This window comes from Streptomyces sp. NPDC005408, assembly GCF_040606445.1.
GTDB lineage: Bacteria > Actinomycetota > Actinomycetes > Streptomycetales > Streptomycetaceae > Streptomyces.
Map to the genome: position 1 here is coordinate 38,411 of NZ_JBEXEX010000015.1, position 15,500 is coordinate 53,910.

Annotated in this window: 9 protein-coding genes; 6 read left to right on the plus strand and 3 right to left on the minus strand. The window is 70.1% G+C overall.

Annotated elements, in window-relative coordinates:
• Positions 1–125 precede the first annotated feature (125 nt).
• On the plus strand, positions 126–1,616 hold the full coding sequence (locus ABZS64_RS16640; RefSeq protein WP_355829354.1) for an MFS transporter: 1,491 nt from the start codon (positions 126–128) through the stop codon (positions 1,614–1,616).
• A 420-nt stretch (positions 1,617–2,036) separates the two neighbouring features.
• Here ABZS64_RS16640 and ABZS64_RS16645 read toward each other — a convergent pair whose 3' ends face one another.
• Together ABZS64_RS16645 and ABZS64_RS16650 are read right to left on the minus strand one after the other, a co-directional pair.
• Positions 2,037–3,935 (minus strand): ABC transporter ATP-binding protein, encoded by a 1,899-nt coding sequence (locus tag ABZS64_RS16645; RefSeq protein ID WP_355829357.1) that lies wholly within the window; start codon positions 3,933–3,935, stop codon positions 2,037–2,039.
• Complete coding sequence (locus ABZS64_RS16650) at positions 3,932–5,794, minus strand: ABC transporter ATP-binding protein (protein WP_355829360.1); 1,863 nt, start codon at positions 5,792–5,794, stop codon at positions 3,932–3,934. The genes ABZS64_RS16645 and ABZS64_RS16650 overlap by 4 nt, the downstream gene beginning before the upstream one ends.
• Positions 5,795–5,977: 183 nt before the next feature.
• Here ABZS64_RS16650 and ABZS64_RS16655 point away from each other — a divergent pair, with 183 nt between their 5' ends.
• A complete protein-coding gene (locus tag ABZS64_RS16655) occupies positions 5,978–8,569 on the plus strand; it encodes an NACHT domain-containing protein (RefSeq protein ID WP_355829363.1) in 2,592 nt (863 codons plus the stop codon).
• A 2-nt stretch (positions 8,570–8,571) separates the two neighbouring features.
• On the opposite strand, the gene glgX is transcribed toward ABZS64_RS16655, so the two are convergent.
• Positions 8,572–10,710 (minus strand): glycogen debranching protein GlgX, encoded by a 2,139-nt coding sequence (gene glgX / locus ABZS64_RS16660; protein WP_355829636.1) that lies wholly within the window; start codon positions 10,708–10,710, stop codon positions 8,572–8,574.
• Between the two features lie 372 nt (positions 10,711–11,082).
• Between glgX and ABZS64_RS16665 the strand changes: the two genes are divergently transcribed.
• From ABZS64_RS16665 to ABZS64_RS16680, 4 genes are all read left to right on the plus strand, one after another.
• Positions 11,083–12,309, plus strand: coding sequence for an Ig-like domain-containing protein (locus ABZS64_RS16665; protein ID WP_355829366.1), 1,227 nt, complete (start codon positions 11,083–11,085; stop codon positions 12,307–12,309).
• 183 nt (positions 12,310–12,492) lie between these two features.
• Complete coding sequence (locus tag ABZS64_RS16670; RefSeq protein ID WP_355829369.1) at positions 12,493–13,740, plus strand: Ig-like domain-containing protein; 1,248 nt, start codon at positions 12,493–12,495, stop codon at positions 13,738–13,740.
• A 109-nt stretch (positions 13,741–13,849) separates the two neighbouring features.
• Positions 13,850–14,617, plus strand: coding sequence for an enoyl-CoA hydratase-related protein (locus ABZS64_RS16675; RefSeq protein ID WP_355829372.1), 768 nt, complete (start codon positions 13,850–13,852; stop codon positions 14,615–14,617).
• A 262-nt stretch (positions 14,618–14,879) separates the two neighbouring features.
• Complete coding sequence (locus ABZS64_RS16680) at positions 14,880–15,383, plus strand: ATP-binding protein (protein WP_355829375.1); 504 nt, start codon at positions 14,880–14,882, stop codon at positions 15,381–15,383.
• Positions 15,384–15,500 lie beyond the last annotated feature (117 nt).

Below are 15,500 nucleotides of genomic sequence, written 5' to 3' on the forward strand. Positions count from 1 at the left end.
ACTAGTGCGCCCTTGACGTCGTACGCCCCTGTGAACTGAGCCTTTACCGGCCCTTGCCCCGGACCGCACTAGGGTGCACCAGCCACTTGTTTGCGGTGTACGCAACCGGCTGCTTCGCTCCGGGCATGACACCCGACGTACCCACCGCGGGCCGCCGTGAATGGACCGCCCTCGGCGTTCTGATGCTGCCCCTCCTGCTCGTCTCGATGGACGTCTCCGTCCTCTACTTCGCGATCCCCGCCATCAGCGAGGACCTGCGGCCGGGCTCCACGCAGCAGCTGTGGATTCTCGACATGTACGGCTTCGTGCTCGCCGGACTCCTCATCACCATGGGGGCGTTGGGCGACCGCATGGGCCGACGCCGGGTCCTCCTCGCGGGCGCGGGGATCTTCGGTATCGCCTCCGTGACCGCGGCGTACGCGCACTCACCCGGCGCGCTGATCGCCGCGCGTGCACTGCTCGGCGTCGGCGGTGCGTGCCTGATGCCGTCCACGCTCGCGCTGATCCGCAACCTCTTCCGCGACGACAAGCAGCGGGCCACGGCGGTCACCCTGTGGACGACGGTGATGGCCACCGGAATCTCCCTCGGCCCGGTCGTCAGCGGCGCGCTCATCGAACACTTCTGGTGGGGCTCCGTCTTCCTGATCAACCTGCCCGCGATGGGGCTGCTGCTGGTCCTCGCGCCGCTCCTGCTGCCGGAGTTCAGGACGGCGGCGCACGGGAAGTTCGACGTGCTGAGCGCCGTCCTGTCGCTCGGGGCGCTGCTCCCCGTGATCCACGGCATCAAGGAGCTCGCCAAGCACGGCTACGCGCCGCTGTCCGCGCTCGGCGTCACGGCGGGCCTCGCGGTCGGCGTCCTCTTCGTCCGCCGCCAGGCCCGGCTCGAGCACCCGATGGTGGACCTGGCGCTCCTCCGCCGCCGGGCGTACGGGGGTTCGGTGCTGGTGAATCTCCTCGCGATGGCCGCGACGGTGGGGTTCGCCGTCTTCATCACGCAATACCTCCAGTCGGTGCTCGGCAAGTCCCCCTTCGAAGCGGCGCTCTGGAGCCTCGTCCCGTCGGCGGGCGTGATGCTCGCGGCCCCCACGGGCGCGGTGCTCGCACGTCGCGTCGACCGGGCGTACGTGATGGGCGGCGGCTTCCTCGTCTCGGCGGCGGGCTTCGCGTGGCTGACGCAGGTGCGTACGGACTCGGCCTTCTGGTGGGTCCTGACGGCGTGCGCGGTCTACGCGTCGGGCCTCGTCACCGCGATGACCCTCGCCAACGAACTGGCCCTCGGCGCAGCCCCACCGGAGCGCGCCGGCGCGGCGGCCGCGGTCCTCGAATCGGGCCAGGAGTTGGGCGGGGCGCTGGGCATGGCGATCCTGGGCTCGATCGGCGCGGTGGTGTACAGCCGCGACATGACGGGCGGCCCGGGTCCGGTCCGCGAAACCCTGGGCGGCGCCCTGTCGGTGGCGGACCACCTCCAGCCCGGCCCGGCGTCAACGCTGCTCGCAACGGCGAGGGATGCCTTCACCCACGGCATGGGGTTCGCGGCGGCGGGGGCGGCGGGGCTGATGGCGGGGGCGGGGGCGGTGTCGGTGGGTCTGCTGAGGTCGAGGAGGCGGGTGGCGTGAGGGTGGTTTGTTCCCCCACCCCGCCCCTTCCCGAAACCCTGCGGGCCTGGACGGGTACGGGGGCTGACGCCCCCACGCCCCTGGGCGGCAGCTTCGCGCCGCAGGGGGGGGCATCCCCCGCCTTGCGGCGGCATCGCGCCGCAGGGAAAGCAAGCCCCAAGCCCTGCAGTGCTGCACGCCTGTGCACCGGGCTCGTTCAGCGAGCAGGGGGACGCGTAGGGGTCGTGTTCTGGACGTAAAGCGGCGCAGCTCGCGCGGAGCGCGGTGAGGAAAGCAGTCCAGGACACGAGCCCCGTAGCGGCCCGAGACGGCACCCACACGGCACCGGGTCACCGGCGCCCCGAACCCCCGCGCCCAGCGGACGCGCCCGGAACCCGCGCCCCGGCAGACGGCGCCCGCGCCCCGGACCCCGCCCGGCCGTTACCCCACCACGCTGTCCCGCCACGCCCTGTGCAGCCCCGCGAATCTGCCTTCCCCCGCGATCAGTTCGCCCGGCTGCCCGTCCTCCACCACCCGGCCGCCTTCCATCACCAGCACCCTGTCCGCGATCTCCACCGTCGACAGGCGGTGCGCGATCACCACCGCCGTGCGCCCGTGCAGCACCGTGTCCATCGCGCGCTGCACCGCCCGTTCGCCCGGGATGTCCAGCGAGCTCGTCGCCTCGTCGAGGATCAGCACCGCCGGGTCGGCGAGCAGCGCCCGCGCGAAGGCGACCAGCTGCCGCTGCCCCGCCGAGATGCGGCCGCCCCGTTTGCGTACGTCCGTGTCGTAGCCGTCCGGCAGGTCCGCGATGAAGTCGTGCGCGCCGATCGCCTTCGCCGCGCGCTCGATCTCCTCGCGGCTCGCGTCCGGCCGCCCGATCGCGATGTTCTCGGCGACCGTCCCGGAGAAGAGGAACGCCTCCTGGGTCACCATGACCACCCCGCGCCGCAGTTCGGGCGTGGCCAGATCCCGCAGGTCGACGCCGTCCATCAGCACCCGCCCCTCGCTCGGGTCGTAGAAGCGGGCGAGGAGCTTCGCGAGGGTGGACTTGCCCGCCCCGGTCGAGCCGACGACCGCGACCGTCTGCCCGGCCGGGATCGTCAGATCGAAGCGGGGCAGCACCTCGCCGCCGGTGCGGTAGGCGAAGCGGACGCCGTCGAAGACGACCTCGCGCCCAGGGTGGTCGGAGGCCAGGGCGGGCAGCACCTTGGGGCTGCGGGCCTCCGGTACGGACGGGACCTGGGCCAGCAGCCCCGCGATCTTCTCCAGCGAAGCCGCCGCGGACTGGTAGGAGTTGAGGAACATCCCGAGCCGGTCGATCGGGTCGTACAGCCGCCGCAGATACAGCACGGCCGCGGCCAGTGCACCCAGCTCCAGCGTGCCCGCCGCGACCCGGTAGGCACCCCACAGCACGATCCCGGCCACCGCCGTGTTGGCGACGAGCCGCGAGCCGACGACATAGCGCGCCATCTCAAGGAGCGCGTCACCGTTGCTGCGCTCGTGACGGTGGTTGAGGACCCGGAACTCCGCGTCGTTGGCCCGCTCGCGCCGGAACGCCCGCACCGGCCGGATCCCGTTCATCGTCTCCGCGAACTTCACGATCACCGCGGCGATCGCCGTGGAGCGCGTGCTGTAGACGGCCTTGGCGCGCCGCTGGTAGAGCCGTACGAGCAGATACAGCGGTACGAAGGAGAGCACCGCGAGCGCGCCGAGCCCGAGGTCCAGCCACAGCAGCATCGCCGAGATGTAGACGAAGGCGAGGATCACCATGATCAGCTCTTCGAGGCCTTCGCTGAGCAGCTCCCGCAGGGATTCCACATCGGTGGTCGACCGCGAGATCAGCCGTCCCGAGGTGTAGCGCTCGTGGAAGTCGACGCTCAGTGCCTGGGAGTGGCGGAAGATCCGGCCGCGCAGGTCGAGCAGCACGTCCTGGTTGACGCGGGCCGAGGTGCGGATGAAGGCGTAGTGGAGCACCCCGGCGCCGAGCGAGCACACGGTGTACCCGGCGGCGACGGCGATCAGCGGCCCGTAGTCGTCCCGGCGGAAGGCGGGCACGCCCCGGTCGATGGCGTACGCGATGAGGAGCGGCCCGGCCTGGACCGCGGCCTGCTGGAGCAGCAGGAGCAGCCCGGTGACGACGACGCGTGCGCGGCGGGGTGCGAGAAGCGACCTCAGTAGCGCACCGGTCGCCCCCTTGGGCGCGGGCAGGGCGTCCCGGTCGAAGGGATCGCCCCCGCCGGGCGCGCTCACGGGCCCCGGTGCGGTGGGCGCGGAGCCGGTACGGGCCGTCTCCTCGCCGTCGTCGGCATACGGCGTCGTGGTCGTCGACGACGTCATCGAACCTCCTCCTCGGCGTCGGCACGGACGGCGTCGGCGTCCGCCCCCGACATCAGCCACGCGTACTCCGCGTTCGTACGCAGCAGTTCCTGATGCGTACCGACCGCGGCGATCCTGCCCTCCGACAGCAGCGCCACCCGGTCCGCCAGCATCACCGTCGACGGGCGGTGCGCCACCACCAGGGCCGTCGTGTCCTCGAGCACCCGCCGCAACGCCGCCTCCACCAACGCCTCCGTATGCACATCGAGCGCCGACAGCGGGTCGTCGAGCACCAGGAAACGCGGCCGGCCGACCACCGCGCGGGCCAGGGCCAGCCGTTGCCGCTGACCGCCCGAGAGGCTGAGGCCCTGTTCGCCGACCTGGGTGTCGACTCCGTGCGGCAGCGAACCGACGAATCCGGCCTGCGCCACCTCCAGCGCGCGCCCCAACTCACCTTCGGCCGCGTCCTCCGCGCCCATCAGGACGTTCTCGCCGACGCTCGCCGAGAAGAGCGTCGGCTCCTCGAAGGCCACCGACACCAGCTCGCGCAGCCGCTCCCGCGGCATCGCCGCGATGTCGTCCCCGTCGAGCGTGATCCGCCCGGCGGTCACCTCGTGCAGCCGCGGTACGAGCGCGGTCAGCGTGGTCTTGCCGCTGCCGGTCCCGCCGACCAGGGCCATCGTCTCGCCGGGCCGTACGCGCAGATCGATGCGGGCGAGCACGGGCGGCGCGTCGGCGGGCGCGTCCGGGTAGCCGAACTCGACGCCCTCGAACCGCAGCCCGGCCTCGCCCTTGCCCTTGCCCTCATCCCCGTCCTCGGCCACCGCCCCGGCCGGGACCGCCGCGTCCGACTCCTCCTGCGCGTCCGACTCCTCCTGCGCGTCGGACTCCTCGTCCGCGTCCATCACCTCGAAGTACCGCTCCGTCGCCGTTGCGGCCTCCTGGCTCATCGCCAGCAGAAAGCCGATCGACTCCACCGGCCATCGCAGGGCCAGCGCGGTCGACAGGAACGCCACCAGCGTGCCCGCCGACAGAGCACCGTCCGCGACCTGGACCGTGCCGAGCACCAGCGCCGCGCCGATGGCCACCTCGGGGATCGTCGTGATCAGCGCCCAGATCCCGGCCAGCAGCCTCGCCTTGCCCAGCTCCGTGCCGCGCAGCCGCTGCGCGAGCGCCCGGAAGGCGTCCGCCTGACTGCGGTGGCGGCCGAAGCCCTTGACGATGCGGATGCCGAGCACGCTCTCCTCGACGACTGTCGTCAGATCGCCGACCTGGTCCTGCGCCCGCCGCGCGACGAGCGCGTACCGCGACTCGAAGCGCGAGCAGAGAATCACGAGCGGCACGAGCGGCGCGAGGAGCACCAGGCCCAGGCTCCACTGTTGCCCCAGCAGAATGATGAACCCGACCAGGATCGCGGTCGCGTTGACCAGCAGAAAGGTCAGCGGGAACGCCAGGAACATCCGCAGCAGCATCAGATCCGTCGTGCCGCGCGAGAGCAGCTGGCCCGATGCCCAGCGGTCGTGGAAGGCCACCGGCATCCGCTGGAGATGCCGGTAGAGGTCGGCCCGCATCGCCGCCTCGACCCCCGCGAGCGGCCGGGCCACCAGCCACCGTCGCAGCCCGAAGAGTCCCGCCTCGCAGAGGCCGAGCAACAGCAGCGCCAGCGCCCCGAGCCAGACCCCGCCTGGATCCCGCTCGGCCACGGGGCCGTCGACGATCCACTTCAGTACGAGTGGAATGACCAGGCCCAGACAGGAGGCCACTATGGCGACAAATGCCGCACTGAACAGTCGGGTTCGGATGGGGCGTACGTACGGCCACAGCCGCAGCAGTGAACGTACGGCGGACCGGTCCTCGGCAGTTGAATGTTGTTCGGACATCAGGCGCGAGCCTACGGTTCACCACTGACATCGCTCATCTGGTTTTGGTGCCCGCGGGGGCAATTATGGCCACTGACTCCCCGGTGTGTACCGAACACGGAAAGTTGCCACAACGCACGCGCCGACGCTCTAATCTCGGTCTCTCCTGTCGCTGCACCGCACACCGGCTACCGGGGGAAAGCATTGGATGTCGCAGCCATTGGCGCCCGCCTCGCCACCGGCATCGTCCTGCCACTGGTCAAGAAACTCTTCGTCCAGGACGGCAAGGGCGCAGGGCTCGTCGACAAGCCCGTGCGGATATCGAAGATCATCTCCTTCAGGGGCGAACAACAGACCGTCAGCAAGCCCGAGGTACGCAAGATCTGCGCCGCGCTCGTGGCACGTGCCTGGCCGCGTGCCGACCTTCCGGGCACGACTCAGGTGGACCTCACCGAGGCACTGACCGAGACGGTGTACGCCCTCGGGGATCTCGACATGGACGACATCCAGGCCGTACAGCTCGGACATGAGAGGCTCGCCCGAAGGCTCCGCACCACCGCGGCCGCCACACCTGAGGGACGGCGGGCGACAGGTGACCTCGAGCCCTCCGCGCAGCGTCTCCTGGAGATCCTCACCGAGCAGGTCTGCCTGCACATCCTGCACTTCTTCACGCAGCGGTCCGCGTTCGTCCCCAGGACCCTGGTGCAGCAGAGCCTGCTGCTCGCCGAAGCGATCGCCAAGATCGACGCGCTCGGCCCCGACGCCCGTGACGAGGCGTTCGAGCAGGACTACGCGCGCTACATCGTCGCCAAGCACAGCAATCTGACGATCTACGGCCTCAAGGTGGAGAACGCCGACGAGTGGCCGCTCGACGACGCGTATCTGCCGCTGGAGGCCGAGCTCTCCGGGCCGCGCGCCGACGACAGCCGCATACCGATCCCGGCCGACAAGTCCCTGGTCGGCCGCAGCCGTGTCATGGTGCGCGGGGTCGCAGGCTCGGGCAAGTCGACACTCGTCCAGTGGCTGGCCATCACGACGGCCAGGCAACGTCATCTGGAGGGCCGCGCCCATCTCACCGACCGTGTCCCGTTCGTGCTCCCGCTGCGTACCGTCATGCGCGCTGGCGCTGCCCTGCCCAGGCCGGACCAGCTGCTGCCAGCCGTCGGGGCCCCCATCACCGCGCCGCAGGGCTGGGCGGAGCGGGTGCTGCGGGCCGGGCGCGGACTGCTACTGATCGACGGCATCGACGAAATCCCGGACGAGGACCGGGAGTCGGCGCGGGTGTGGCTGCGCGACCTGATCGCAGCGTTCCCCGGCAATCAGTGGCTGGTCACCGCGCGGCCCTCCGCGGTGCGCGAGGCCTGGCTGGCCCGCGACGGATTCATCGAGCTGTCGCTCACCCCGATGCGGCATGCGCAGGTCGCACGCTTCATCAGACGCTGGCACCAGGCGGCCGGGGCCGAGGAGGAACTCGGCCGGCGGCTGCTCGAGTTCGTACGCACCCGGCAGGACCTGAGCCAGCTGGTCACCAACCCGCTGATGTGCGGGCTCATCTGCGCTCTGCACCGGGAGAACCCCAACTATCTCCCGTACGGGCGAAAGGAGTTGTACGAAACCGCGCTCTCCATCCTGATCGCGGAGCGCAACGCCAAGAAGCCCGACGGCGCTCAGCCGTACGGCAATCTGCAGCTCACCAAGGAGCCGCAGATCGAGCTGCTGCAGGCACTGGCGTACTGGATGATCCGCAACGGCCGCTCCGAGATTTCGCAGCCCGACGCCGTCACGCTGATCGAGAAGACCGTGCAGTCGATGCCGCAGGTCGCGGAGAAGGGCACCGCGGGGGAGATCTTCCAGTTCCTGCTGAAGCGCTCGGGCCTGCTGCGGTCTCCCGAGGAAGGAGCCGTCGCCTTCGTGCACCGGACCTTCCAGGACTTCCTCGGTGCCAAGGCCTTCGTGGAGAACCGCGACTTCGGTGTCCTCGACCGGCACGCCCACGAGGACCAGTGGGAGGACGTCATCCGCATGGCCGTCGCCCACGCCCGCCCTCACGAGCGCGACGAGATGCTGATGCGTTTGCTGTACGAGCACGATCCCAGGTGGCTGGCCATCGGGGAGGCGCGCCGTGTGCTCATCGCCGCTGCCTGCCTGGAGCAGGCGACGAAGCTCCACAACCCGGACGTGCTCGACCAGGTCCGCGCCCGCACCAATGAATTCCTGCCGCCGAGGGCGGCGCAGACACAGTGGATTGCCTCGCTCGGCCCGATCGTCCTGTCGCTGCTCACGGGACCCGACCAGCTCGCGAACGAAGAGCAGGCCATGAATGTCGTCATCACGGCGTCGCTCATCAGAACGGACGCCGCCATAGCTGTGCTGTCCCGCTTCCGCGAGCACAGCTCGATGCCTCTGCGCACCCATCTGGCCTGGTCCTGGGACAAGTTCGACACCCGGCTGTACGCGGACGAGATCATCGCCCATCTTCCGCGCGAGGGCGTTTTCGCGGCATCCGATGTCGAGCAGCTACAGATCCTGCGCGACCTGGGCGGTCGCGCCCACATTCACTACCTGGAGACCTACGAGCCCGACGACCTCACCGAGAACATCAACCCGGAGGTGCTGACCAGGCTGGGCCTGCAGACCGGCTACCGCACCATGAGGGGCCGCCGCTGGCTCTACGCCTTCCCGAAGCTCGAAACCCTGATCCTGCCGCAGCAGCCCGACGACGACCTCAGGCGCTCCATCCCCGAGCAGGTGCGGATCGTGATCCAGCCGCCGTCGAGCGCGACGCCGGTCTTCTGACCTCACTGCCTGACCCTCAGCAGCAGCACCGACCGCGCCGGCACCGTCACCGTCTCCCCGCCCCCGAACACCGTCCCCGGCGCGGACTCCTGGTCCTCCCGCGAGGTGTCGACCACCAGCTCGTACGCCTGCGCCCATGGGGGGCCCGGCAGCCGGAAGTCCGTCGGCCCCTCCGCCGAGTGCAGGACCGTCAGGAAGCTGTCGTCCGTCACCTCCGCTCCACGCGCGTCACGTCCCGGGATGTCGCGGCCCGACAGATACAGCGCGAGCGCCGACGCCGGGGCGTACCAGTCCTGTTCCGTCATCTCCGTGCCGTGCGGGGTGAACCAGGCGAGGTCCCGCAGGCCGTCCGCCGGGTGGGCGCGGCCCGAGAAGAAGGCGCGGCGGCGCAGTACCGGGTGGGCGTGGCGCAGGGCCAGCAGCCGGGTGGTCAGTTCCAGCAGTCCGTGCGGGCCCGGGCGGTCGAGCAGGGACCAGTCCAGCCAGCTGACCTCGTTGTCCTGGCAGTACGCGTTGTTGCTGCCGCCCTGCGTACGGCCCATCTCGTCGCCCGCCACCAGCATCGGCACGCCCGTCGACAGCAGCAGCGTGGTCAGCAGATTGCGAACCTGGCGCCGCCGCAGCGCGTTGATGCCAGAATCGTCCGTCTCGCCCTCGGCGCCGCAGTTCCAGGACCGGTTGTCGTTGGTGCCGTCGCGGTTGCCCTCCCCGTTGGCCTCGTTGTGCTTCTGCTCGTAACTGACGAGGTCGCGCAGGGTTAACCCGTCGTGCGCGGTGACGAAGTTGATGGAGGCGTACGGCCGCCGTCCGCCCCACGCGTACAGATCGCTCGATCCCGAGAGCCGGTACCCCAGGTCTCGTACGTCGGGCAGCGCGCCGCGCCAGAAGTCCCGGACGGCGTCGCGGTAGCGGTCGTTCCACTCCGTCCACAGCGGCGGGAACGCACCGACCTGGTAGCCGCCGTTGCCCACGTCCCACGGCTCGGCGATCAGCTTCACGCGCCGCAGCACCGGGTCCTGGGCGATCACCGCGAGGAAGGGGGAGAGCATGTCGACGTCGTGCATCGAGCGGGCGAGCGCCGCCGCCAGGTCGAAGCGGAAGCCGTCGACGCCCATCTCGGTCACCCAGTAGCGCAGTGAATCGGTGATCAGCCGCAGCACATGCGGCTGCACCACATGCAGGGTGTTGCCGCAGCCGGTGTAGTCCGCGTACGTGCGCGCGTCCGACTGCAGCCGGTAGTAGCCACGGTTGTCGATGCCGCGCAGAGACAGTGTCGGACCCAGCTCACCCGCCTCCGCCGTGTGGTTGTAGACCACGTCGAGGATGACCTCGATCCCGGCGGTGTGGAGCGCCTTCACCATCCGCTTGAACTCGCCGACCTGCTCCCCCCGCGTGCCGCTCGCCGAATACGCCGCGTGCGGCGCGAAGTAGCCGATGGAGTTGTAGCCCCAGTAGTTGCGCAGCCCGCGCTTGAGCAGATGGTCCTCGTGCGCGTACTGGTGCACCGGGAGGAGTTCCACGGCGGTGACCCCGAGCCGTACGAGATGGTCGATCGCCGCCGGGTGCGCAAGCCCCGCGTAGGTGCCGCGCAGCCCCTCGGGGATCCCCGGATGGAGCTTGGTGAAGCCGCGTACATGCAGCTCGTAGATGACCGAGTCGGCCCATGGGGTCTTGGGCCTGCGGTCGTCCGCCCAGTCGTCGTCATCGTGGACGACGACACCCTTGGGCACATACGGAGCCGAGTCCCGGTCGTCGCGCACGGTGTCCGCGACATGCTGCTGCGGCCAGTCCCGCACATGCCCGTACACCTCGGCGGGCAGCTCGAAGTCTCCGTCCACCGCCCGTGCGTACGGATCCAGCAGCAGCTTCGCCGGATTCCAGCGGGCGCCCGTCCACGGGTCCCAGCGTCCGTGCACCCTGAAGCCGTAGCGCTGCCCGGGCCGGATTCCGGGCACGAAGCCGTGCCAGATCTCATGGGTCAGCTCGGTGAGCGGCAGCCGCGTCTCGACGCCCGCGTCGTCGAACAGGCACAGCTCGACCGCCTCCGCGCCGCCCGCCCAGAGCGCGAAATTGGTCCCCGCGACCCCGTCGGGACCGACCCGGAAACGTGACCCGAGCGGCGTCGGCGCCCCCGGCCACACCGCCGGCCTGCGGGAACCCGGCTCCCGATGGAGGCCGTTGACCCCGGCTGCGGTTCCGGCTGCAGTTCCGGCCGTGTCCACCGCCGTTCCGGCCGCGGTTCCGGCCGCGGTTCCGGCCGTGTCCCCGGCCGCCAGGAGTGGGCCGGGCACATCGCCCCGCGCCCCCTCCTGCACTGTCTCCTGCTCGGCTGCGCTCGACACCTGCCGGCCTCCCGCGGCTCGTCGGGCCCCGCTGACCCCAGGGTTGCCCACGGCGTCCCGGCCGTGTCACCCCACGCGTGGTCCTCCCACCTGTTCTGCCCGCAGCGCTCTTGTCCCAACATGGCCCCGCACTCACGTTTCCCCTGGAGGGGCGCTGTCGTTGGGCGGTACGTGAGACACGTACTGAAGCGGGCGGGGCGCGGCGCGGCCGTCGTCCTGACATGGGCAGGACTGATCGCCGGGCTGACCGGCTGCACGGGCGAGGCGCTCGACATCGGCAACAAGCCGCGGTCGCCGCAGGACACGATCCGCGTCACCCCCGAGGACGGGACCAAGGGGGTCGGCCCCGACGGCCCCGTCGAGGTGCGGCTGCCCAGCGGGCGGCTGGAGCGGGTGAAGGTGACCCAGGTCGAGGACGACCGGCCCACCGAAGTCCACGGCGCGATCTCCGAGGACGGCCTGCGCTGGAACCCGGACCAGGGCACCCGGCTCGAACTCGCCGCCAAGTACAGCGTCGACGTGGTCGCGCTGGACGGGCACGGCCGCCGCTCGGCCCGGCACACCACCTTCACCACGCAGGTCCCCGGCCGCCGCTTCATCGGCTACTTCAAGCCGGAGAACCGCTCGACCGTCGGCACCGGCATGATCGTCTCCTTCGGCTTCAACCGGGAGATCGAGGACCGCGCGGCCGTCGAGCGCGCCATCCGCGTCACCTCCGAGCCGCCGGTCGAGATCGCCGGCCACTGGTTCGGCAAGGAGCGGCTCGACTTCCGCCCGCGCGAGTACTGGAAGCCGGGCACCAAGGTCACGGTCGATCTGCGGCTGCGCGACATCCAGGCGGCGCCGGGGGTGTTCGGCATCCAGCAGAAGACCCTGTCCTTCACCATCGGCCGCTCACAGGTCTCCCTGGTCGACGCCGCGGCGCACACCATGGAGGTACGGCGCGAGGACGGGATCCTGGCGATGCTGCCGATCACGGCGGGTGCGCCCAAGGCGACCACGTACAACGGGAAGATGGTGGTCACGGAGATGTACGACGTGACCAGGATGAACGGTGCGACGGTCGGCTTCAAGAAGAAGGACGGCAAGGGCGAGTACGACATCAAGGATGTGCCGCATGCGATGCGGCTGACCGACTCGGGCACCTTCATCCACGGCAACTACTGGGCCGCGCCCGAGACCTTCGGCTCGGCGAACGTCTCCCACGGCTGTGTCGGGCTGCGCGACGAGAAGGGCGGCAGCGCGGACGCACCGGCCGGCTGGTTCTTCGACCGGACCCTGATCGGCGATGTGGTCGAGGTCGTCAACTCGAAGGACAAAAGGGTCGATCCCGCCAATGGTCTCGGCGGCTGGAACCTCGACTGGAACGCCTGGACGGCGGGCTCCGCGCTGCACTGACCCTCGCTGACCTGCTGGGCCCGTACCCCTATCAGTTGAGCTCGCCGGACAGTTGGGACTGAACGGTGACATTCGCGGGGAGATTCAACCACCAGGGGTGTGATTATCTATCGCCGTGCGTGCGTGAGGCGCGCGGGGGTGCGGGCCGTGGCGGGGCCAGGCCGTGCGAGGGGAGAGACCATTTTGAACGGGCAGCCGATATCGGGGGCATCGGCCCGGGCCGGTCGTGGACGAGGGCGTGGGGGCGCCGGTCTGCTGGCTCTGGTGCTTGGCGTTTTGCTGCTGCTGGTCACGGCCTGTGGGGGCGGGGACGACAAGAGCAGTGACGACAAGGGCAAGAAGGACAGCGGGAAGGTCGAGAACGCGGCCTCCCAGGCGGTGGTGACCATAGCGCCCAAGGACGGCGCCTCCTCGGTCGCCACCAGCGGCGCGCTGAAGGTCAGCGCCGCGAAGGGCAAGCTGACCGCGGTCACGGTCGCGGACGACAAGGGCGCCGCGGTCGAGGGCAAGATCTCCGCGGACGGTGCCAGTTGGCAGCCGCTGCAGCATCTGGCCGGCTCCACCAAGTACAAGGTGCATGCCGTCGCCAAGGACACGGACGGCCGTGAGTCGGCGAAGGACACCAGCTTCACCACGCTCGTACCGAAGAACACCTTCATCGGGCAGTACACGCCCGAGGAGGGTTCGACGGTCGGCGTCGGCATGCCGGTCTCGATCAACTTCACCCGTGGCATCACGGACCCCGCGGCCGTCGAGAAGGCCATCAAGGTGACCGCGGAGCCGTCAGTGCCGATCGAGGGCCACTGGTTCGGCAACGACCGCCTCGACTTCCGCCCGGAGAAGTACTGGGCCGCGGGCACCAAGGTGACCGTGAAGCTCAACCTGGACGGCGTCGAGGGCCGCCCGGGGGTGTACGGCAAGCAGTCCAAGACGGTGAAGTTCACCATCGGCCGCAGCCAGGTCTCCACAGTGGACGCCAGCGCGCACCGGATGAAGGTCGTCCGTGACGGCAAGCAGATCAAGGACATCCCGATCACCGCGGGCGCGCCGTCGACCACGACGTACAACGGACAGATGGTGATCAGCGAGAAGTACGAGGTCACCCGGATGAACGGCGCCACCGTCGGCTTCGGCGGTGAGTACGACATCAAGGACGTGCCGCACGCGATGCGCCTGTCCAACTCGGGCACCTTCGTGCACGGCAACTACTGGGCCTCGTCAGGGACCTTCGGCTCGGCGAATGTCAGCCACGGCTGTGTGGGCCTGCGGGACGCACGGGGCGCGGGGGACAGCAGCACGCCGGCGGCCTGGTTCTACAACACCTCGATCACCGGTGACGTGGTGATCGTGAAGAACTCCAAGGACAAGCAGATCTCGCCGGAGAACGGCCTCAACGGCTGGAACATGCCCTGGGCGGAGTGGATCAAGTAACGCCCTTCGCGTACGGGCCCGGTGCTGTGAGGCTGGATTTCCTGGGGGAAGCCCTCAGACCCCCCACGCACCGGGCCCGCCGCCGTTAACGGGGGCTAACCTCGCCCTCATGACTGTTTCTCTCGAGGTCTCCGAAGGCGTCGGCACCATCCGTCTCGACCGCCCGCCGATGAACGCACTGGACATCGCCATCCAGGACCGGCTGCGCGAGCTCGCCGAGGAGGCGACCCGCCGCGAGGACGTACGGGCCGTGATTCTGTACGGCGGCGAGAAGGTGTTCGCGGCCGGTGCGGACATCAAGGAGATGCAGGCCATGGATCATGCGGCGATGATCGTACGGTCCCGGGCCCTGCAGGACTCCTTCACCGCCGTCACCCGTATCCCCAAGCCCGTCGTCGCCGCCGTCACCGGCTATGCGCTGGGCGGCGGCTGCGAGCTGGCGCTGTGCGCCGACTTCCGGATCGCCGCGGACAACGCGAAGCTCGGCCAGCCCGAGATCCTGCTCGGCCTGATCCCGGGCGCCGGCGGCACCCAGCGGCTCTCGCGGCTGATCGGCCCTTCCAAGGCCAAGGACCTGATTTTCACCGGCCGGATGGTGAAGGCGGACGAGGCCCTCGCGCTCGGTCTCGTGGACCGTGTCGTGCCCGCAGACGAGGTGTACGAGCAGGCGCACGCCTGGGCAGCGAAGCTCGCGCAGGGGCCCGCGCTGGCGCTGCGTGCCGCCAAGGAGTCCATCGACGCGGGTCTGGAGACGGACATCGAGACGGGTCTCGCCATCGAACGCAACTGGTTCGCGGGCCTGTTCGCGACAGAGGACCGCGAGCGCGGGATGCGCAGCTTTGTCGAGGAGGGCCCCGGTAAGGCCAAGTTCCTCTGAATTCAGGCCGGTTGGGCACTTCCGTCTCCGGCGTCAACCCCGTGTGTGGCTTAGCTGAGCCTTAAAGCAGCCTTAAGCGGCGTCGGCCCGCTGCGCTTGGCGATCATTTGTAAGCGCAGCGTTAATGCAGCTCAAGGTGGGTATGAGAGCTAGCATGCGGCCAGAGTCATATGCCATCAGCTCTCCCCGGAACGGCCGATTCCGGGGGCCCTATTCCAACGGAACGGCCCCGGAAGCCGCTTGTTACGGCCATGATGGGGGCATGGCGGGCCTCGAAGGTGTGGAGCAACCGCGGCAGCGCGGCAGCGCTACCGCAGCGCGGTGGGTGCCTGCCGTCGAGGACGAAGAGGCGCTGAGGGCGCTCGACTTGTTCGGCAATCCCACGGACGAGGAAGTCAGGCTGCCCTCCCGCCCCGAGTCCGCCGCCACCGCACGCCGGCTGACCCAGTCCGTGGTGCTGCGCCAGTGGGCGCTCTCCGCGCAGACTGCCGAGCACGCGGTTTTACTGGTCTCGGAGCTCGTCGGTAACGCCGTCCGCCACACCGGAGCCCGGGTCTTCGGGCTGCGGATGCTGCGCCGCCGCGGCTGGATCCGGATCGAGGTCCGCGACCCCTCGCGCGGTCTGCCCTGCCTGATGCCGGTTCAGGAGATGGACACCAGCGGCCGCGGGCTCTTCCTCGTCGACAAGCTCTCCGACCGGTGGGGCGTGGACCTGCTGCCGCGCGGCAAGACCACCTGGTTCGAGATGCGCGTCTCCGACCGCTGACGCCGCCGGCGAAACCGGCATCGGGAAACACAGAAGCCCCCTGAGCGGGGGCTTCTGCGGAGCGCCGTGGATTGGGGGGGTGTATCCACGGCGGCTTACGACGACCTGGCCCGGGTC

Bases quoted from the DNA above. Each gene is read 5' to 3' on its own strand.
- ABZS64_RS16675 (WP_355829372.1), top strand. From the start codon at position 13,850: ATGACTGTTTCTCTCGAGGTCTCCGAAGGCGTCGGCACCATCCGTCTC.
- ABZS64_RS16680 (WP_355829375.1), top strand. From the start codon at position 14,880: ATGGCGGGCCTCGAAGGTGTGGAGCAACCGCGGCAGCGCGGCAGCGCT.
- ABZS64_RS16650 (WP_355829360.1), bottom strand. From the start codon at position 5,794: ATGTCCGAACAACATTCAACTGCCGAGGACCGGTCCGCCGTACGTTCA.
- ABZS64_RS16640 (WP_355829354.1), top strand. From the start codon at position 126: ATGACACCCGACGTACCCACCGCGGGCCGCCGTGAATGGACCGCCCTC.
- ABZS64_RS16645 (WP_355829357.1), bottom strand. From the start codon at position 3,935: ATGACGTCGTCGACGACCACGACGCCGTATGCCGACGACGGCGAGGAG.